Source organism: Flavonifractor sp. An82, assembly GCF_002159265.1.
Lineage (GTDB): Bacteria > Bacillota > Clostridia > Oscillospirales > Oscillospiraceae > Flavonifractor.
Map to the genome: position 1 here is coordinate 1 of NZ_NFHG01000027.1, position 21,679 is coordinate 21,679.

At 49.3% G+C, this 21,679-nt stretch carries 14 protein-coding genes and 1 pseudogene; all 15 read left to right on the plus strand.

What is annotated here, in order from left to right; all coding sequences use genetic code 11:
• Positions 1-136: 136 nt before the first annotated feature.
• The 15 genes and pseudogenes from B5G34_RS16635 to B5G34_RS16705 all read left to right on the plus strand — a co-directional run bounded on the left by B5G34_RS16635 (position 137) and on the right by B5G34_RS16705 (position 21,664).
• Positions 137-802: a transposase gene (locus B5G34_RS16635; RefSeq protein ID WP_204245977.1), complete on the plus strand. Its 666-nt coding sequence runs from the start codon at positions 137-139 to the stop codon at positions 800-802.
• Entirely contained in the window at positions 799-1,608 is an 810-nt protein-coding gene (locus tag B5G34_RS16640) for an ATP-binding protein (protein WP_204245978.1), read from the plus strand. Before B5G34_RS16635 ends, B5G34_RS16640 begins: the two co-directional genes overlap by 4 nt.
• Before the next feature lie 99 nt (positions 1,609-1,707).
• Positions 1,708-1,961: pseudogene (locus B5G34_RS16645) on the plus strand (transposase); the annotation flags it as partial.
• Positions 1,962-2,331: 370 nt separating this feature from the next.
• Complete coding sequence (locus B5G34_RS16650) at positions 2,332-3,870, plus strand: lipopolysaccharide biosynthesis protein (RefSeq protein WP_140397286.1); 1,539 nt, start codon at positions 2,332-2,334, stop codon at positions 3,868-3,870.
• A 651-nt stretch (positions 3,871-4,521) separates the two neighbouring features.
• The gene (locus tag B5G34_RS16655; protein WP_087340200.1) at positions 4,522-5,568 is read left to right on the plus strand and encodes a nucleoside-diphosphate sugar epimerase/dehydratase; all 1,047 of its coding nucleotides are present in this window, start codon (positions 4,522-4,524) and stop codon (positions 5,566-5,568) included.
• A 1-nt stretch (position 5,569) separates the two neighbouring features.
• Positions 5,570-6,769, plus strand: a complete 1,200-nt coding sequence (locus B5G34_RS16660) for a capsular polysaccharide biosynthesis protein CapF (protein WP_087340202.1) — start codon at positions 5,570-5,572, stop codon at positions 6,767-6,769.
• A complete protein-coding gene (locus tag B5G34_RS16665) occupies positions 6,766-7,290 on the plus strand; it encodes a hypothetical protein (RefSeq protein WP_087340204.1) in 525 nt (174 codons plus the stop codon). The genes B5G34_RS16660 and B5G34_RS16665 overlap by 4 nt, the downstream gene beginning before the upstream one ends.
• A 5-nt stretch (positions 7,291-7,295) precedes the next feature.
• Positions 7,296-8,480, plus strand: coding sequence for a UDP-N-acetylglucosamine 2-epimerase (non-hydrolyzing) (wecB, locus tag B5G34_RS16670; RefSeq protein WP_087340206.1), 1,185 nt, complete (start codon positions 7,296-7,298; stop codon positions 8,478-8,480).
• 48 nt (positions 8,481-8,528) lie between these two features.
• Positions 8,529-9,191 (plus strand): UDP-N-acetylglucosamine pyrophosphorylase, encoded by a 663-nt coding sequence (locus tag B5G34_RS16675; protein ID WP_087340207.1) that lies wholly within the window; start codon positions 8,529-8,531, stop codon positions 9,189-9,191.
• Positions 9,192-9,226: 35 nt separating this feature from the next.
• Positions 9,227-10,591 carry a phosphoglucosamine mutase gene (gene glmM, locus B5G34_RS16680; protein ID WP_087340209.1) on the plus strand — a complete coding sequence of 455 codons (1,365 nt, stop codon included), beginning with the start codon at positions 9,227-9,229 and terminating at the stop codon, positions 10,589-10,591.
• A gap of 65 nt (positions 10,592-10,656) precedes the next feature.
• Complete coding sequence (gene galE / locus B5G34_RS16685) at positions 10,657-11,676, plus strand: UDP-glucose 4-epimerase GalE (RefSeq protein ID WP_087340211.1); 1,020 nt, start codon at positions 10,657-10,659, stop codon at positions 11,674-11,676.
• Between the two features lie 285 nt (positions 11,677-11,961).
• Positions 11,962-12,675, plus strand: coding sequence for a Wzz/FepE/Etk N-terminal domain-containing protein (locus B5G34_RS16690; protein WP_087340214.1), 714 nt, complete (start codon positions 11,962-11,964; stop codon positions 12,673-12,675).
• A 163-nt stretch (positions 12,676-12,838) separates the two neighbouring features.
• On the plus strand, positions 12,839-13,588 hold the full coding sequence (locus tag B5G34_RS16695; RefSeq protein ID WP_162609514.1) for a CpsD/CapB family tyrosine-protein kinase: 750 nt from the start codon (positions 12,839-12,841) through the stop codon (positions 13,586-13,588).
• Positions 13,585-14,310, plus strand: a complete 726-nt coding sequence (locus B5G34_RS16700) for a CpsB/CapC family capsule biosynthesis tyrosine phosphatase (RefSeq protein WP_087340217.1) — start codon at positions 13,585-13,587, stop codon at positions 14,308-14,310. Before B5G34_RS16695 ends, B5G34_RS16700 begins: the two co-directional genes overlap by 4 nt.
• A gap of 40 nt (positions 14,311-14,350) precedes the next feature.
• Positions 14,351-21,664 carry an InlB B-repeat-containing protein gene (locus B5G34_RS16705; protein ID WP_087340219.1) on the plus strand — a complete coding sequence of 2,438 codons (7,314 nt, stop codon included), beginning with the start codon at positions 14,351-14,353 and terminating at the stop codon, positions 21,662-21,664.
• Positions 21,665-21,679 lie beyond the last annotated feature (15 nt).

Sequence of the window (21,679 nt, forward strand, 5' to 3'; positions counted from 1 at the left end):
CGGTTCCTCCAGCTGAGCTTCCGGCGGATAACTGACCGGCGGACGGAGTTCCGGCGTTTGGGTCATTTTCTGTCCGGCGTTTTAGATTTTTTTCCGTCCGGCGTTGACAGTCCTGACTGACAATATGAAAAGCGTTGTGTTTCACCGGGATCTGGAGGGCCATCCGGTCTGGCAGAAGGACTACGAGGTCTTCATGAAAAACCTTGGTTTTGAGACAAAGCTCTGCAAATCCCGTCACCCCTTCACCAAAGGCAAGGTAGAGCGCCTGGTGCGATTTGTGAAAGACAACTTTCTCACTGGCCGGGTATTCTACCATGTTACCGACCTGAACTGGCAGGCGCTGGAATGGTGTAACCGGCAAAATGGTACTTACCACCGGGTGGTGGACGGGGTGCCCCAGCAGATCCACGGAGCAGTATGCGGAGAACAGCTGCGCATTCTGCCAGAGACGGAGTCGGTGCGGCTCTATCTCTGCCCGGAACGCCGGATCTCCTTTGACGGGTTTGTCAATTACGAGGGCCGCCGTTTCGGGGTGCCGTACAGTTATCCCGGTGCTACAGCCAGGGTAGAGCGCAGCGGAGATACATTGTACATCTATTCAGCAGGTCTGAAAGCACTCCTTGCCACTCATGATGTGACCTGGAGCCGCAGGGACAGCTTCTGTGAGGGCCAATATGAAGCACTGATACAACCAGAGGAATTTCCAACTGCTCCTGTGCAGACACAGATCCAGCAACTGCCTCAGCCGTCCGGTAATCTCTCCTTTGCCAAATTTGACTTTGACAGGGAGGAGCCGGTGTGAACGAGACAATTTTTGAACAGGTTGAGGTGTTTGCCTCTGTCCTGAAGCTGGACCTCTCAGCAGAGGAATTTGCGCAGTTTGCAGAAGACCAGGAACTCTCAGAAGCTGGGATGGAAGCGGTGCGGGCGGTTTTCTCTTACCTCAGCGAAAAAAAGCAGCAGACTACGATCCAGACACTGCTGAAAATGAGCCGCCTTCCCACAAAGGCACCCAAAACCTTTGAAAACTTTGACTTTTCGTTGCTCAAGGGAAAGGATGTGGAACGGCTGCGGGTCCTGCCCTCACTGAACGCCATCTATTCCCACCGTAACCTGGCCTTCATTGGACCGGCCGGTACAGGGAAAACCCACTTAGCCCAGGCCTTTGGCTATGCCTGCTGCCAACACGGGCTGAAAACTTACTTCATTAAGGCCTCTGAGCTGCGAGACCGGTTTACGACTGCAAGACGCTCCGGCAAGACCGATTCCTGCCTCAGCGGTCTGGTGCGGCCTTCCTGTCTGATTATTGACGAGATTGGCCACTGTGCCTTTGACAAGGAAAATACACGCCTTTTCTTTGACCTGATTGACCGGAGGTACAACAAGGCGGGCAACTTCAACATGATCTTTACCAGCAACAAGAATCCATCTCTGTGGGGGGAGGATTTTGAGGAGGACGCCACGCTGCTGTGTACCCTGGACCGCATCTTTGATGATGCCACCGTGTTCAAGCTGCGTGGAGAGAGTTTCCGTGGAAAGAAGCTGGAGACAGTATCTTTGCAGACCGGGAAGGTGTCTGCTGTTGAGCCGGTAGCCACAGAGAAATAAATATTGCCAATCTGGGTTGTTTGGTTATTTTATCTGATCTCAAATTGGCGATTTCTGTTGCACCCCAAATGGTTTTTTCTACTGAGCGCCAACACTGATGAGGGTATAAAGGAGGACAAGACCAACTGGGTCAGCTTTTTTCAATGGCTCCGCAGGCGTGGTTTGGACGGTATGGAACTTATTACTTGCGTCAAATGTCTTGGTATGCTGAAGACTGCAGGAGAAGTATTTCCTGAAGCGAAGTATTAGCGATGTACTGTTGCCTTCTAACGTCTAACGCAGCGGATTCTCTGCTGCGCCGAGTTCCAAAGTGAAGCTAGTGGCTTAGGGCCATCTACTCTCAAGAAAGTAAGAACGTTGCCTAGGAGACAATTTAGGTTGTAGTGTAAGAACTCATTCTCCTATGAAGTTAAAAGACAATACAAATAGATGTTAGGAGTGGGCTAAATTAACTGCAGTGTAACTTCGTTTGTGTCAGAATGATGGGTAAAAGCACATTAGAAATTTTGATATGACTGTACCCAAAGAATTAAATCGAATATTTGTATATGGGCACTGATACCTAAAATAAGATAGCAGTTAAATTTCTTGCTGAATGCATATCATCCTGCATATGTGATATTACATTCTTATGTGGCTAATTGGGCGTTCTTTATTTCTGTTATACCGCATTCAGGAGAGTGGTCCGATTTTTTAACTTGGAAAGTGGCGGTGAAATAATTAATGTCACAAAAAAAGATTGGTGCAAATCGAGCACAAGCACGCAAAAATATTATAATAAATATTTTTGCTAAGGTAGGTGTAATGATATTACCGTTTGCTACTCGAACGGTTATCATTTATTCATTAGGTATAGATTATCTTGGCCTCGATACTCTTTTTTCCTCTATCTTAAATGTCCTGAGTCTATCAGAACTTGGATTCAGTTCCGCTATCGTGTTTTCAATGTATAAGCCTATAGCAGAGGGGGACGATGAAAAGGTTTGTGCGCTTCTTACATATTATAAAAAGATATATCGCATTGTCGGATGTATTATCCTTGGCATAGGGCTTATCCTTCTACCAAACATTCAGCTTTTTATTGCGGAAGGAACAAAATATCCATCTGATGTTAATCTATATGTGGTATATTTAATATTTCTTAGTAATACTTGTATAAGCTATTTTTTGTTTGCATACCGCAGTTCTATTTTAGTAGCTACTATGCGCACGGATATTGATGCAATTATTGAACTTGTAAGATGCATAGTTCAGTATGGCTTACAGCTATTGGTAATTGTCTTGTTTAAGCAATATTATATATATATATTAGTGCTTCCGTTTGTTACAGTAGCAATTAATATATTTAGAAATCTATTGATTATAAATAAATATCCTGAATACTGCAAAAATGTGACGCTTGAAAAAGAAGAAAAAAAGCAGATATTCTCCAAAGTTAAAGCGTTAATAGGAAATAAAATCGGTGGTATGGTTTTTACAACGGCGGATAACATTGTAATTTCTGCTTTTTTAGGACTTGAAGTACTGGGTAAGTTTTCAAACTACAATTTGATTTTTACAACTGTATATGCTATAGAGTCAGTGGCATATACTTCAATTCAGCCGGTAATAGGTAATTTGCTAGTTACTAAAAGTCGCGAGGAATGTTATTCAATATTTCAAAAGTTATTTTTGATAAATACATGCATAACTGCTGTTTGTACGGCATGCTTTGTTTCACTTTACCAGCCATTTATGTCAGTTTGGGTAGGGAAAGAAGGTATGCTATCGACTGTTATTCCTATGCTATTTGCAGTCTATTTTATGGTAAAAAGCATAAGACGGTTGCTATTCCTGTTTAAGGAAGCGGCAGGCATGTGGAAGGACGATTTTTGGAAACCATATGTATCTGTATTGGTCAATCTCATAGTCAACATTGTGCTAGTGCAGATTATAGGCTTGCCTGGCATACTTATATCTTCAATAGTTGCAATATTGGTTGTTGAAATTCCTTGGGAGACATATGTTTTTTTTAAAAAATTCTTTGAAAAAAGTCCGAAACAATATGCATTTCTTTTTGCACTTGCGATTTTATTTAGCGGAATAGTTGCACTAATCTGCGGGATTGTGGCGTATTTTACATGTAAAATTGTGGCGTACCCGGTGTTGCGTATTGCGGTACTGTTTATTGTGTGTTTGCTGCTTGGAATAGGTTCATGTATCCCTCTTCTTTTAAAATCTTCGTGGAAAGCTGATATAAATAATATTAAAAAGCAAACATAGTTTCCGAGATTTATAAATTTTATAATGACTTAAAAATATTATTATATACTTATCGAAGCCGAATTTATATTGATTTATGGATCGAGAGGGACATGGAAATTAGTATTCAGTGACTCAACTATCATGTTGTAGTGTAGTCATACTATTTTATTTTAATATATTTTGAACACGGAGAAATTTTAATATCTGTTGCTTCTTTATATATTAATAGTGACACTGTTTAGTATAATACTCCAAATAGGTGGCGAGTATAAACAAGTTATAGAGGTATAAGTACTTACATTAGTTTGATTTTTGTAAGTTTAAGTGCTTACTACAGGCTCGGTTATAAAATGCCATCATATGTCTAATTGTTGAGAACTATTAAATTTGTTCAAGAAATGATTAGATGCCACAAAATAATTTTGGTTTAAGGTGATAGGTGCTTTCTGGCTTCTAAAGATATTATAAAAAATTGAATAATTATTTGTTTTTCCATTACTCGCTAGTATGGATTTTTATAACAATACTTCCGAAATGTGGATGACGCCTATTGCTAAAAACTTTTTGAGATTTTGGGACGTGTTTTCGACAAAAATACCGGCTGTCACTTGCTTAGAGGCTGATTAACTTTAAAAAATGGCGTATCAAATTTGTTTGAGGTGTAACTATATGACACAATTTACAAATAAGACCCTTCTCATTACTGGAGGTACTGGTTCATTTGGCAATGCTGTACTGAACCGCTTTCTTCAAACAGATATAGGCGAAATACGCATTTTCTCCCGTGACGAAAAAAAACAGGATGATATGCGGCATGAATTTCAAGTAAAGATGCCTGAGGTAGCAGATAAAATAAAATTCTATATCGGTGATGTACGAGATCTTGCATCTGTGAAAAATGCCATGCACGGTGTGGACTACATATTCCATGCGGCGGCGTTAAAGCAGGTTCCTTCCTGTGAATTCTTTCCGATTGAAGCTGTTAAGACTAATGTTTTAGGTACAGAGAACGTTCTGACCGCTGCAATTGAGGCTGGGGTCAAGAACGTGGTATGTCTGTCTACAGACAAGGCCGCTTATCCCGTTAATGCCATGGGAACTTCCAAGGCCATGATGGAAAAGGTCATCGTTGCCAAATCCAGAACCGTATCTCCGGAAAAAACTAAAATCTGCTGCACCCGCTACGGTAATGTGATGTGCTCCCGCGGCAGCGTTATTCCGCTATGGATTGATCAGATTCGCGCTGGGAATCCCATTACAATTACGGATGGTACCATGACGCGATTTATTATGTCTTTGGACGAAGCGGTAGACTTGGTACTCTTTGCTTTTGAGCATGGTGAGTCTGGCGACATTCTCGTGCAGAAAGCCCCGGCCTGCACCATTCAGACCCAGGCTGAGGCCGTCTGCGAACTGTTTAACGGTAATAAGGATGCCATTAAGGTGATTGGTATTCGTCACGGCGAAAAGATGTATGAGACGCTGCTGACCAATGAAGAATGTGCCAACGCCATTGATATGGGCAATTTCTATCGTGTTCCCTGTGATAAGCGTGGCCTAAATTATGATAAATATTTTAAGCAAGGTGACACGGAGCGCAACACCCTGACAGAATTTAATTCCAACAATACCCGGCTCTTGACTGTGGAGGAAACAAAGAAAAAGATTGTAAGTCTGCAATATATTCAAGAGCGACTGGCGGAAGAGGGAAAGTAAGATGAATATTCTGATCACCGGAGCAAAGGGGTTTGTGGGGAAAAATCTGACAGAATCCTTAAAAAACATTCGTGACGGCAAAGACAAAACCCGCCCAAATCTGAGGGTGGATGAGTTGTATTGCTACGATATTGACTCCACCAGTGAGGAGCTGGAGGTAGCCTGTGCAGCCTGCGATTTTGTGTTCAATCTGGCTGGTGTCAACCGCCCCCAGAACAACGAGGAGTTTATGGCGGGTAATTTTGGCTTTGCCTCCACACTGCTTGATACACTGAAAAAGCATGGCAATACCTCCCCCGTGATGCTGTCCTCATCCATTCAGGCCACGCTGATCGGTCGGTACGATAGTGACTACGGCAGAAGCAAGAAGGCCGGTGAAGAACTGTTCTTTAACTATGCCAAAGAAACTGGCGCCAAGGTGCTGGTCTACCGCTTCCCCAACCTTTTTGGCAAGTGGTGCAGACCCAACTATAATTCTGCCGTGGCTACGTTCTGCAATAACATGGCCAATGACCTGCCTATTACGGTTAATGATCGCAGCACAGAGCTGGAGTTGCTTTACATTGACGACCTGGTGACGGAGATGCTGGACGCGCTGGAAGGCAAGGAACATCATTGTACATTTGATGGTATTGACACTGTTCTTTGTGACGAGGGCAGATACTGTGCCGCACCGGTGACGCACAAGGTAACACTGGGTGAAATTGTGGATTTGCTGGAAGAATTTAAAGCCCAGCCGCAAACGCTGGTGATGCCGGAAATTCCCCACAACTCCTTTGCCAAGAAGCTGTATTCCACCTATCTGTCCTACCTTCCTAAGGATAAGGTCTGCTTTCCGTTGAAGATGAATGTAGACGCTCGCGGCAGCTTTACGGAGTTATTAAAAACGGCGAACTGTGGCCAGTTTAGTGTAAATATCTCCAAGCCGGGAATTACAAAGGGTCAGCACTGGCATCACACCAAATGGGAATTTTTCATTGTGGTTTCGGGTAAGGCTCTGATCCAGCAGAGAAAAATTGGCACGGAGGAAGTGCTGAATTTTGAAGTTTCCGGTGATCGGATTGAAGCGGTCCATATGCTGCCGGGCTATACGCACAACATTATCAATCTGTCCAACACGCAGGATCTAGTGACAATTATGTGGGCCAATGAAACCTTTGATCCCAGCCGCCCCGATACGTTTTTTGAGGAAGTTAAATGAAAAAATTGGTAATCCTCGGGGCTGGAGGCTATGGACAGACGATTGCAGATGTAGCGGCTCAATCCGGGAAATATGATTCGATTTGCTTTTTGGACGACCATAGTACCCGGCAGGATGTTATCGGCCGGTGCGGGGACTATGCCACCTTCATCGCAGAAGATACGGTGCTGTATCCGGCTTTTGGAAACAATGAAATACGGCTTATATGGATCGAAAAACTGTTGGCAGAAGGTGCCGATGTATTGACACTGGTGCATCCCACGGCCTATGTCAGTCCGCGGGCATCCATGGGGGCGGGAACAATTGTGCTCCCCAAAGCGGTTGTGATGACGGATGCGAAAGTAGGAAAAGGCGTTATTGTAAACTGTGGTGCGATTGTTGATCATGGCTGTATTATCGAGGATGGTGTCCATGTCTGCCTTTCGGCTGTTGTAAAGGCAGAAAACTGCATTCCACGCTGCATGAAAGTAGAGGCCGGAGAAGTCATCGAAAACAGAACCTATCCCTTGAATGGAGATTAATCAATATGGAAATCAAACTGGATTATTCCGATATATCTTTCAAAAATAACGGCAGGCTGAAGCTGCTGATCATTGTGGGTACCCGCCCGGAGATCATCCGTTTGGCCGCAGTCATCAATAAGTGCCGCAAATACTTTGACACCGTCCTGGCCCATACGGGACAGAACTATGACTATAACCTCAATGGGGTCTTTTTTCACGATCTCAAGCTGGAAAAACCAGAAGTGTATATGGATGCGGTGGGAGATGATCTGGGTGCTACGGTAGGCAACATCATCAACTGCTCCTACAAGCTGATGAAGCAGATCCAGCCGGATGCGCTCCTGATTCTGGGAGATACCAATTCCTGTCTGTCTGCCATTGCAGCAAAGCGGCTGCACATTCCTATCTTTCATATGGAGGCGGGCAACAGGTGCAAGGATGAATGCCTGCCAGAGGAAACCAATCGCCGAATCGTAGACATTATCTCCGATGTGAACCTGGCTTATTCTGAGCATGCCCGCCGGTATCTGGCGGAATGTGGGCTGCCCAAGGAACGTACCTATGTGACCGGTTCCCCTATGGCAGAAGTGCTTCATGAGAATTTAAATGAGATTGATGCCTCTAACATTCTGGACAGGCTGAATTTGGAACCTCAAAAATATATTCTTCTTTCTGCACATCGTGAAGAGAACATTGACACGGAAAAAAACTTCCTTTCTCTGTTTACCGCGATTAACCGGTTAGCGGCACAATATGATATGCCGATTCTATATTCCTGCCATCCTCGATCTAAAAAACGGTTGGAGGCTTCGGGCTTTAAGCTGGACGAGCGGGTTCTTCAGCATGAACCGCTGGGCTTCCATGACTATAACCATTTACAGATGAATGCCTTTGCAGTTGTGTCCGACTCTGGTACCCTGCCCGAAGAATCTAGTTTCTTTACTTCAATTGGCCGGCCTTTTCCGGCGGTATGCATCCGCACATCTACGGAACGCCCGGAGGCACTTGATAAGGGGTGTTTTGTTCTTGCTGGAATTGACACCGACCATTTGCTTCAGGCAGTTACTGTTGCGGTGGATATGGTGCAATCGGGTGATAATGGGATCCCCGTTCCGGATTATGTGGACGAGAACGTTAGCACCAAAGTAGTCAAGATCATTCAGTCGTATACTGGTGTGGTAGATAAGATGGTTTGGCGGAAATATTAAGCGCTGTGCACGCAATACCATTAAACTAATACCAATGGAGGCGGACATATGAACATCAAGATTACCGACCTTTTAGACCTGTCCCACACGATGGCGGGAGACTATCTCAAGCAGTTCCAGTATCCCTGGGAGGCGCTGGACGGCATCAAGGAACTGATTCTCTCTCTTGGCGCTGGTCTCTCTCCTGAGGAATATGATCAGCCTGCCGAACATGTGTGGGTACATAAGAGTGCTACCGTTGCCCCTACCGCATATCTGGGTGCCCCCTGCATCATCGGTCCCGAGACCGAGGTGCGCCACTGCGCCTTTATCCGTGGTTCCGCGCTGGTGGGCGCCAACTGTGTGGTAGGTAACTCGGTGGAGCTGAAAAATGTCATCCTCTTTGACAATGTACAGACTCCCCACTATAACTATGTGGGCGACTCCATTCTGGGCTATAAGAGCCATATGGGCGCCGGTTCCATCACCTCCAACGTGAAGTCCGATAAAACGCTGGTGGTAGTCAAGGGCGATACCGCCATTGAGACCGGCCGCAAAAAGATGGGCGCCATCCTGGGCGACTATGTGGAGATCGGCTGCAACTCAGTGCTGAATCCGGGTACGGTGATCGGCCGCCGCAGCAGTGTCTATCCTACCTCTTGTGTCCGGGGCGTTGTACCTGAGGACAGCATTTATAAGGACAAGGATCATATCATCAAGCGCGAAGCTTGACAACAATCATAGACAATAGAGAAAGAGTGAAATAAATGGGAAAATATTTTGGAACAGACGGCTTTCGCGGGAAGGCCGGAGAAGGACTGACTACCGATCACGCCTACCGCATCGGCCGGTTTCTGGGCTGGTATTACGGCCGGGAGCACAGAGCCCGTATTGTGGTAGGTAAGGACACGCGCCGTTCCAGCTATATGCTGGAGTATGCCATCAGCGCCGGTATGGCGGCATCTGGCGCCGATGTGGGCCTGCTTCATGTGACCACTACACCTTCTGTGTCCTATGTGACCCGCACCGATCATTTTGACTGCGGTGTGATGATCAGCGCCTCCCACAACCCCTTCTATGACAACGGAATCAAGCTGCTCAACGGCGAAGGAGAGAAGATGGAGGACAGCGTCATTGCGCTGGTGGAGGATTATTTGGACGGAAAGCTGACGGTGGATGGACAGCGCATGGAAACGCTGCCCATGGCCACAGAGGAGCAGGTCGGCCACATCATAGATGAAGTGGCTGCGCGCAACCGCTATATGGGGTACCTTGTGTCGCTGGCCGTATACTCCTTTAAAGGTAAGCGAGTGGCTTTGGACTGCGCCAACGGCAGTGCTTGGCATATTGCGCCCCAGGTCTTTGAATCCCTTGGGGCAGAGGTGTTTACCATTAACACCAATCCCGACGGTACCAACATCAACCGCGATGCCGGTTCCACCCATATCGAGGGACTTCAGCGCTATGTGGTGGAAAACCACATGGATGTGGGCTTTGCCTATGACGGTGATGCTGATCGCTGCCTGGCAGTGGACGAAAAGGGCAACCTGGTGGACGGCGACCAGATCATGTACCTGTACGCCTGCTATATGAAAGAGCGGGACAAGCTGACCACCAATACGGTGGTGACCACTGTGATGTCCAACTTCGGACTGTACAAGGCACTGGAAGAGGCGGGAATCAATTATGAAAAGACCGCCGTGGGCGATAAGTATGTCTACGAAAACATGGTGAAGTACGGCCACCGCATTGGTGGTGAGCAGTCCGGCCATATTATCTTCACCAAATATGCCCGCACGGGCGACGGTATCCTGACTTCCCTGAAGGTGATGGAGGCCATGCTGGCCCGGAAGCAGCCCTTGAGTCAGCTTGTGGCTCCCATGGCGGTGTATCCTCAGGTGCTGATCAATGTGCGAGTCAAGGACAAGCAGGAGGCCCAGGCGGATTCCGATGTGCAGGCCGCTGTGGCTGCGGTGGCCGACGAGCTGGGAAATACCGGCCGGATCCTTGTGAGAGAGTCCGGCACGGAGCCTCTGGTCCGGGTCATGGTGGAAGCCCCTGCTCAGGAGCAGTGCCAGATACTGGCCCAGCGTGTGGTGGACGTGATCAAAGAGAAGGGACATGCGATCTGAGATTCTGGCAAACTCTGCGGCGGTCCGGTTAATCAGCGGCCGGCGAGAGATAGGAGTGCTATATTATGTCGATTTTAGTCAGCGGTGGTGCAGGCTATATTGGAAGCCATACCTGTGTGGAATTGGTGCAGGCTGGTTATGAGGTCGTTGTAGCTGACAAGCTGGTCAATTCCTGTGAGGAAGCGGTCCGCCGGGTAGAGCAGATTGTGGGCAAGCCGGTTGCTTTTGAAAAAATGGATCTGTGTGATCCCATCCAGGTAGAGGAATTGTTTTGCCGCTACCCTGAGATTGAGGCCGTCATTCATTTTGCGGGCCTGAAAGCGGTGGGAGAGAGCGTATCCAAACCCTTGGAATACTACAGCAACAATTTGATGAGTACGCTTGTATTGCTCAACGCCATGCGGAAACATGGGGTAAAGAATTTTGTCTTTTCTTCCTCTGCCACGGTATATGGCAATCCAGCCAGCGTACCGATTCGGGAAGACTTTCCCACCGGCGGCACCACCAATCCCTATGGTACCACGAAGCTGTTTATTGAGCAGATCCTAATGGATTATTGTAAGGCGGATCCTACGTTGAATGTTGCGCTGCTGCGCTACTTCAACCCCATCGGCGCCCACGAGTCCGGACTGATTGGTGAAGATCCCAATGGGATACCGAACAATCTGGTGCCGTATATTGCTCAGGTGGCCGTGGGCAAGCTGGAGCAGATTCACGTGTACGGAAATGACTACCCAACGCCCGATGGTACGGGCGTGCGGGATTACATCCATGTGGTAGATTTGGCTAGGGGACATATTGCGGCGCTTCAAAAGCTGGAGACCAACTGCGGGCTGTTTGTGTGCAATCTGGGAACGGGCAGAGGATATTCTGTGCTGGAGATGATCAAGGCCTACGAAAAAGCGTGTGGAAAGCCTCTGCCCTATGTGATTGACCCCAGAAGACCGGGCGATATTGCGGCTTGTTATGCCGATCCCGCGAAGGCAGAGAAAGAACTGGGTTGGAAAGCACAGTATGACCTGGAGGAAATGTGCGCTTCCTCTTGGAAGTGGCAGGCGACAAATCCAAATGGATACCGCAATTAAGATTTCTTGTTATATGATTTGGAAAAAAGAGATTTCCTGCGATCTTTAATTCGGTAAGGTGCCAAAGCCACCTTGAATCTAATGGAATTATGTGCTAAAATGACAAGAAAGATTTAAGGCTTAAATGGCGCCGGAATCTCTGGTAGCGATGTGTTATAACGTAAATATTTGAATATGGAAATGGGTTACCTGGTTTTGCAAATACATGATTGAGGTTATATGTAAAATTTGATATAATCTGCGTGGATTTTGCAAAATAATACGGGTAAGGAGATAGGCAAGGATATGGTGGAAAGAAAAAAGGAAAATATGGAAATAGATTTGATGAGGTTGCTATTTCTCTATCTACGCAAGTGGTGGCTGATTTTGCTGTGTGCTATTATAGGTGGAGGTATTATGTATTTCTACACAGCGAATTTTGTAACTCCCATGTACCAGGCTGGAGTGACCATTTACGTCAATAATATCGAGAGCGGACAGCAGATCGATTATATCTCCGGCAGCAATCTGACCGCCTCGCAGCAGTTGGTCAGTACCTATGTCAACATTATCCGCAGCGATACCGTGCTGGAAAAAGTGGCGGACAGCATGGAAATGGATATTTCTGCTGAATACATCCGTTCCATTATGTCAGCTTCACAGGTGGGCGAAACAGAACTTTTTGATGTTTATATTTCTCATCCCGATCCTGAAATGGCTGCCTTGATTGCCAATGCGGTGGCAGAGGTGGCGCCTGGCGAGATTGAGAGTTTTGTGGAGGGCAGCTCCACTAAAATTGTAGACTATGCCAAGGTGCCGGAGAGCCCCTATTCTCCCAGCTACCGGAAGAATATTATGCTGGGAGCGGCGGTTGGCGTTGTCCTGATTGTGGCCATCCTTACCGTTCGGGATTTGCTGGATGTACGGATCAAAAGGGAAGAGGATCTGCTGGAGATCTCTGATTTGCCGGTACTGGGGCGTATCCCTGTGTTTACGTCTGGTAAGGGCCAGAAACGGTAAGGATTTGCGTACTCAAGAATGTGCCGATATACACGGCTGAGGAAGAGAGACAGAGTGCATGATGATTTCAATCAAGAAGAAAAAAGGCGGTGCGCATGTGTCCAAGCGGACGCAGAGGCGAAATACCGAAAGCCTCTCTATTTTGGAGGAGCGAAAGCACCTTTTGACGCAAAAGGATGACTTTTTTACCCAGGAAGCCTACAAGACGCTGCGCAGCAACGTTATCTTTTCTCTGACGGGCGAAGAGGGGAACAAAATCATTCAGGTTACCTCCGCCATGATGTGCGAGGGAAAAAGCATTACCTCGGTGAACCTGGCCATATCCTTTGCACAGACGGATCGGAAGGTTTTGCTGATTGACTGCGACCTGCGGCGGCCCAAGCTGGCCAGCTTACTTTCCATGGGTGCGAATGTGGGATTGAGCAATGTTCTGGTGGACCACACACTGCTGGAGCAGGCCATCCTTCCCACCAAAGTACCCAACCTGAGCGTTATGACGTCGGGAGAGATCCCCCCCAATCCCTCGGAGCTGTTGGGCTCCAAGCGGATGACGGCACTGCTGGAGGAGCTGCGGCAGGTCTACCATTACATCATTTTGGATACGCCGCCTGTCAATATGGTGACGGATGCAGTGGTCCTGGCGCCGATGAGCGACGGCGTGCTGTTTGTGGTGCGGGCCCGGCATTCGGACAAGGGCAGCGTGCGGGAAGCCACCGAGCAGCTGGAATATGCCAAGGTCAAAATCCTGGGCTATGTCCTGAACGGAGTGGATCCGGAGCGCGGCGGCTATGGTTCCGGAAAGTATCGGAAATACAAGAAGTATAAAGGCTATGGCTACGGTTACGGGTATGGCTACGGCTACAGCAGCCCTCCGTCCAATCCGGACCCGAAAGAGAAAGGGAAAACGGAATGACCGATTCACACACCCATATTCTTCCCGGCATGGATGATGGAGCACGGGATGTGGAAACCAGCCTGGAGCTGCTCCGGATGGAACGGGAGCAGGGTGTGGACAGAGTCGTTTTTACCCCTCATTTTTACCGGGAGAAGGAGGATGTGTCCTCCTTTTTGTCCCGGCGGTGTGAGGCCCTTTCCCGTTTGGAGGCGGCTGCGGCGCAGCTGCCGGCACGGGAGCGAGTGGCGCTGCCCCGGTGGGAACTGGGTGCAGAAGTGGCCTGGATGCCAAATCTGGCAGACCGGGAGGAGCTAAAGGATCTTTGCCTGGGGCAAAGCAATTATTTTCTCCTGGAATTGCCCTTTACCCCCTGGAGAGACCAGATGATCAGCCAGCTCTATGAGCTGCTGGGCCGGGGACAGTTTATCCCGGTCATCGCGCATCTGGACCGCTACTGGGACAAGCAGCGAAAGGAGCAGATCGAGCAATTGCTTCATCTGGGTGTCCCCATACAGTTAAGTGCAAATATATTGTTAAAATTCTTCTCTCGCAGGAAAGCGTTGCAGATGATCCAGCAGGGTCAGATTTTTCTGCTGGCGTCGGACTGCCATAGTCTCCACCATCGCCCGCCCAACCTGGGACCTGCCGTAAAGGTTGTGGCCCGAAAGTTGGGATGGCGGCAGGCGCGCCGCCTGTGCCGCTGGGCAGAGGATGTGAGTTCAAAGCGGGAAGAATTATGATATAGATACAGCGCATTAGAAGAAGTGAGGAGGAAACTGCATGAAAAAAGTCGGAAGAAAAGCAGCCAGCATCCTGCTGACACTTTGCATGTTGCTCACCATGCTGCCGGTAAGCGCACTGGCAGTTGATACAGCTTCTGTATCAACAGACTTTACACTGGAAGGTACGAGTGACTGCACTGGGTCCGGCTGGAGCTGGGTAAACAGCACCAAGACGCTGGTGCTGACCGGCGGAACGATTTCGGAAGCGGTAAATGACGGGTTTAATGACTACTTCGCCTTTATTCTTCCGGACGGATCCACGATTGAACTCAACAGCAGCAGCACTGTGAGCTGTTCAAACGCGGATTCGCCATACGACATTCGGTGCAAAGGTGATCTGACCATTACAGGTAACGGCACCCTGAATGTGGAGAAGGTAAGCGTAGGGGGTAAACTGACGGTTACAGGTGGTGCAACTGTTTATTCCTATATGATCGACGCAGACCCTGTTGCGGTTGATACAGGCGCGGATCTGAATGCCATTGTTACCGTCTCGGAACTCAAATTTGATAGTGACGTTATAGAAATAATAAGTTCTTCTAGTATCTATGGCAGTATTACGCTGAACACCGCCGACGGAAATTACTTCAGTGAGTTGGGAGCGGGCATTACCCTGATGGATGACGCCGTGCTGACCATTCCCGCTGACACGAATCTTGAGCTGGTGGATCTCCAGGGTAACGGTGTGATGAAGGTGCAGCAGGGGGCTACGGTCATTTTCCCTGCGAGCACTACCATGGAAGCGATTGCAGCTATGCCCATGGAGCTGGAACCCGGTGTGACGCTGAAAATTGCCGCTGGAGAAGGCACTGACAGCACTCCGGTGTACACCGTCACCTTCATGAATGAGAGCCAGGTATACCATACCGCCTTTAGCCAGGAGGGGAATACCATTGCCCAGCCTGCTGAACCCAGCAAAGAGGGGGACGCCTTTGGCGGATGGTATAAAGAGGATACCTTTGTTACACAGTGGGACTTTACTGCGGATACCGTGACTGCCAATACCACCCTCTATGCCAAGTGGGAGAAGGAGACCGTTGAGCCTGCGGCTGGCGTAGCCGAGATTGATGGTAAGCCCTATCCCACCCTGGAGGCGGCCATTGAGGCGGCTCAGAGCGGCGAGACCGTGAAACTGATTGAGAATGTTGACCTGACCGAAGTGCTCATCATTGACAAGTCCGTGGATCTGGATCTCAACGGCTACACCATCCGGCAGACCGGCTCCACCACCATGGAGTGGTGCAGTGCATTTGGCTGTCCCGCCAGTATGTGCCAGTGGAATTGTGAGAATAGCGGGCACGTGAGCACGCAGATCCGTGATGCTATCCATGTGGTAGGCGGTCAGGGTGCTGAAGTCGCTGTAAATATCTATGATAAGAGCGAAGCCCAGACCGGCGCGGTGATCGCCGGTGAGAATGCAAACTTTGCCGTGGCGGTCTATGGTAACAATCTGCATCTGAAGATCTACGGTGGTACCTACTCAGGTGGAAGTAGCTTCTGCGTATTTAATAGCTACAGGTGGAATCAGTCCTGGACCACCCTGTACGGCGGAACGTATAAGAACGGCGTACAGGTAAATACCATCAGGGACGGCACATTCCAGGCCAAGCTGGGCAGTGATGAGACCTGGGTGTGTGCCTATGATATCCATGATGGTACCTATGGAGAGGGCACTGATGCGCAGGCCACCGAGTTTTACGGCGGCACCTTTAATGGGAAAGCCCAATGCTTTTCCCGGGGACAGATTGCCGGTGGAACCTTCAATGGATACCTGCGCACCTGGCAGAATGTACAGGGGCTTTCCAACTGCACCATTAACGGACCCTTTGAATGGGGCAGCTGGAGAGAAGATCCCCCTCCCGCCCTTACCAATGTGACGTTTGGCGAGAATGCGTCGCTGGTACATGATGAGAATTATGAAATTATAGGCAACCTGATAGTGAAAATCGGCAGTGTGGCTTTGATCGGTAGTCAGAGCTACGAGACCCTGGAAGCGGCTTTTGCTGCGGTGGAAGATGACCAGGAGACAACCATCACCCTGCTGAAGGATATTGCGGTGTCCGCTCCCATCACCATTGGTGAGGCTAAAAATGTGATCTTCAATATGAAGGGCCACACCATTACCGCTGGTGAGGGCTTCTCCACCCGCGTATTTACCAACAATGGTACGCTCACCATTACTGGCAATGGTACCATTGACGTGACCGCTGCCGGTGCAAACGGCTACGGCGCTGTCAACAACTATGGTACTCTCACCGTAGAGAACGGTACTTATAAGAATCTGAAAGAGTCCAATGCCAGTACCTTCTACAACAGAAATGGCGGTACCGCTACCTTTGGAACTCCCACCATTTATGGCGGCGGCGGCTGCATTGGTACCGAGGTGAATACTACTACCACCATCAATGGCGGTTACTATGAGAATGAGACTTACCCCGCCGTTGAGAATCGCGGTAACATGACCATCACCGCCGGTACCTTCAAGAACACCTCCTGCTCTTCCTGCGATGGTAGCAAATGGGGCTATACCGTCCGCAGCGGCGAGAGCTCTGAAAATGCCTACCTGAAGATTGAGGGCACTGCCGCAGACAGCGTGAAGGTCACGGGCGTTCAGGGCGGCCTGGCTGTGATTGGCGGTACGGCTGACATTTATAACGGCGTCTATGAGACTGTGGCTTGTGATGTGCACACCACTGGATCCAGTGCCTTCTATGCCGGATACTTTACCGGCGAGTCCTATGAGACTGCGGTTACCATCTATGACGGTACCTTCCAGTCCGTTTCTAAGACCGCCGTGCTGGTGGGCAATGACAATCCTCCCCCCGACAGCGGCGCCGGTAAAGACTCCACCGTCATGATCAAGGGCGGCACCTTTATCGGCGGCGATGCGGAAAAGACCGCTATTACAGTGGATAATACAGACTATGCCAAGGGCGGAGCCAGCATTTCCGGCGGCACCTTCTCCTCTATGCCTAGCGAAGAATTTTTCGCCGAGGGTTTTAAGCCTGAGCAGAACGAAGACGGCACCTGGGGCGTGGTGGAAGACACCGCTATCTTTGAGTCCGGCAGCGGCACAGCGGAAGATCCCTATATCATCATGAACGCAACCCAGCTGGGCAGATTCCGCGACAGCGTCAATAGCGGAACCAACTATAGCAAGCAGTATATCAAGCTGGGCGCCGATATTGATCTGAGCGGCGTAGAGAACTGGGAGCCAATTGGAAACAGCACCAATAAATTCCAGGGTATCTTTGACGGTACCAAGACAACCGACGAGGATGGCAATGTGACGGAGACCTATATTATCTCCAACCTGACCATCAACAGACCGTCCCAGAGCGATGTGGGCCTCTTTGGTTTTACCACAGGCGGTGAGGTGAAGAACTTTACCCTGAACAATGCCAATGTGACCGGCTATTTGGATGTGGGCGCTGTGGCGGGCACCCCGTATACCTCCAAGTACACCAACATCAATGTGACCGGTACGATCCAGGTGAATGGCTTCTCTTATGTGGGCGGCGCTTTTGGTAAAAACGCCTATGCGAATATCACCGATGTGGACGTGACCGGTGACACGAGCAGCTATGTGAAGGCGCACAGCATTGACAATGTGGGCACCTACCGCACCTATGTGGGCGGCCTGGTAGGCTTCATGGGCGAGGGGAATATCACTGTCTCCGACTGCGACGTGAAGATCGACGTCACCGGCTCCACCGGAGACATCGGCGGCATCCTGGGCATCCTCCACTATGGCAACACCCTCAAAAACTGTACCTATGTGGGCAGCCTGACCCTCACGACTCCTAACACAAATGTGGCGGACGAGTTCGGCGCCCTGGTGGGCACGGTGTATAACGGCAGTCAGAATTACACCACTACTATCGCCAACTGCACCGCCACGGTGAACAAGGCACTGTCCGGGACAGAGAATGTAACAGACACCATTACCGCCCACGGTGACTTCTACAATAGTGCCTACGGTACCGACAAGGTTTCCATCGGCGCCAAGGTGAACGGCAAGGTGGTGGACCTCTACAACCGTGATGTGGCAAAGATTGGTGATATCTCCTACAATTCTCTGGTAAGCGCTGTGGAAGCTGCCAAGCCTGGCGACACCATTACCCTGCTGGGAGACATTGACCTGATTCCTGTTGATATCCCCACAGAGAACGGTGACGTCCATCCGCACATTGTGATCAACAAGAACCTCACGCTGGATCTTGCCGGTTATAAGATTGCCTGGGATGAACGCTACCATGAAGATACCTTTGAATGCACACTGCTGATAATCAATATTACCGATGGTGCTGAGGTAACAATCACCGGCAACGGTACGATTGATACGGAGGCTAAGTTCAACAACTCTTATGGTATTGAACTGACTGAGGGCTCCAAACTCACCATTGAAAATGGCACCTTTACAGGTGCAACCACGGCAGTGCAGGTAACAGAGGGTAAGCTGACCATTCTGGATGGCACCTTTATCCAGGCAAAAACAATTGCTCAATTCGCACCTAACTATGCAAAGTATGTAGTGAATGCCATTGATGCCAACTGGGCGGATGGCACTGCAGACATCAGTATTCAGGGCGGCTCCTTCTGCTTTGACCCCTCGGATAAGCCTGAGAATTCGGATAGAACCTACGTAGCCGAGGGCTTTGAGGCTGTCCTTAATGAGGACGGCACCTGGGGTGTGGCGGAAGCTACTACCTATGTCGCCGAGATCGTCGGCGGTCAGAAGTACCAGTCCCTGATTGATGCGGTCGAGGCCGCCACTGCCGGCCAGACCGTGAAGCTGCTGGCGGATGTGGAGCTGCAGCCGGTCGCGGGGCAGGACTATGCGCTGTTGATTGATAACGGCGAGTCCATGACCCTGGACCTGAACGGCCACAAGATCACCGCAACGCTCAATAACACAGCAGGATTCAATTTGATCGAGAACTATGGCGAGCTGACCATTACGGACAACAGCGAGGGCCAGAATGGCTCCATCGAGGTGACTGAGAACGGCTCTGCCGAAAAGGCGCGTACGAGCATCCTTTATAATGGGTATGATACTGGCAAGCTTACCCTGGAGGCTGGTACCCTGAAGCTGACCGGCGGCGAAGGCTCGAAGAAGCCGCTGTATGGCGTGTATAGCAGTGGTACCACGGTGGTCATGAATGGCGGCGCCATCGAGGTGCGCAGACTGAATAGTTACTCCGAATATAGCGAAGCCTGGGATGTGTACGGCATTTACAACCAGGGCAGCGACAGCAAGACCACGGTGAACGGCGGAACGATCACCGTTGAAAACCAGGGCCGGTATAACTCCGCTTACGGTATCTACAATGCCAGTGGTACCGTTTCGATCCACGGCGATCCCAACACCCCCTACATTGAGGCCAACGCTTTCAATGATGGAATATGGTATGAACACACTCTGTACGGAAAGATCACCCTCTATGGCGGCAAATACAATATGCAAACTGATACTGCTACGGGGTGGATCAAAAGCGATATTATCATCGCCGATGGATACGAGGAACAGCGCAATGGCGACCGCACTGTGAGCATAGTCAAGAGCCCGGTGGCTCAGATCGGCACCGCCAAGTATGATACTCTGGAAGAGGCTCTGAAAGAGGCTAAATCCGGAGATACCATCAAACTGCTTCAAAATGTTGCACTGACTGACCGAGTTATTATTTCTAAGAATATTACGCTGAATCTGAATGACAAGACCATCAGCTCCACGGCGGATTATACATTCTTGGTCAATCGGAATGTTTCCTTCACCCTGGAAAATGGTGAGCTGAAGACCACCAATAACACTGGCGCTAGCGTGTTCGGCTTCACAGGCAGTACGATTACACTGGCAAGCGATGCAAAGATTACTGCCGCCAATGCCGGAATTTTGGCCACCAACAATAAGGCTGACGAGGGCAATGCAACCATCAATGTCTACGGAACCATTGATTCTGGAGATGTGGCTGTTTGGGGTCAGGGACCGAACAATACCATTAATGTTGATGGTGCAACCATTACATCCAAGTATTTCGGTGTATATCAAAACGGCTCGTTTGGCGGTACTACGATCACCATTAAGGACAGTAGCATTACGGATAGCTATTCCGGCGGTGCGGGTGTTTATGTAGCCAACAGCAAGACCAATGCCGCTGATCCTGAGCAGGGCCTGCAGAAGCTGATCATTGAGAACAGTCAGATTAAGGGCGACACCGCTGTGGAAGTGAAGTTTACAGATGTGATCATTTCTGGCGAGAATACCGTCCTGGAAACCACGAATGAGGCGGAGCCTAGTTTTACGCCCAACAGCAGCGGCTCCGTTAGCGCGGCGTATGCCTTTGCCGTTACCCATAATGGTAAGGGGAGCCGCCAAGACGCAGCTGCTGGTACGGTTACCATCACCGGCGGCAAATTTACCGGTGCGTTTGGCATTCAGCAGCCCAATGGGGATCAGACTACCAGCGCCACCATCGCCATCTCCGGCGGCAGCTTCTCTGAGGAGCCGAAGAAAGATTATCTGGCCCCGTATTATGAGGCGACCCAGAACACCACTGGCGACGGTTACTGGACCGTCGATGTGGCTGCAAACGCCGAGGCCATCTGGATCAAAACAGACGCTACTACTGAGGCCGGCATGCTGAGTGCTCTGCTTGGTAAGGCCGACTCCGGCACCGTCCAGCTGCTGAAGAATGTCACGACTACTGGCTATGTAACTGTTGGTCCTAATGTAACTCTGGACCTGGCTGGTAAAACCCTCGATACAACTAATAGCGGTACTTTTAGTGTCTTTGGTAAGGTAGTAGATTCCACCGAGGGTGACGGCCTGCTGAAGCTTAAGGAAAGTTCTTATACCATCCACAAGGATAACCCCAGCCTGCCTATTTATGACAGCACTAATGGCGGCTATCGGCTGTATACCTATCAACTGACTACTCTGCGGATGTATGAGCCTGGAGCAGCCAATACAGTGCAGTTCTGGTTTAAGCTTACCTTTACCGATGAGGAAGCTTGGAATTTGCTGAAGACCGGCAATGAGAATCATGGCGTAAAAGTTAAGAGCAAATATCAGTTCTCGGATCAAACGGCGAGTGATTCTTGGTTCAGTTTCAACAGTGAGTTCATCCATTGGATTGCTGACCAAGTGGTAAGCAGCCAGTATACGCAGGATCAACTGGGCTTCTATCTCAATGTTACTAACACGAATCTGTTGGGTGAACGGACTATGACAGTTACCCCCGCAGTAGATACTGTGCCGTCTGTGGGTACTGAATCTGACCCAATGAGCTACTCCTTGAATCTTGGGGAGTAATTGTGAAAGGACAGA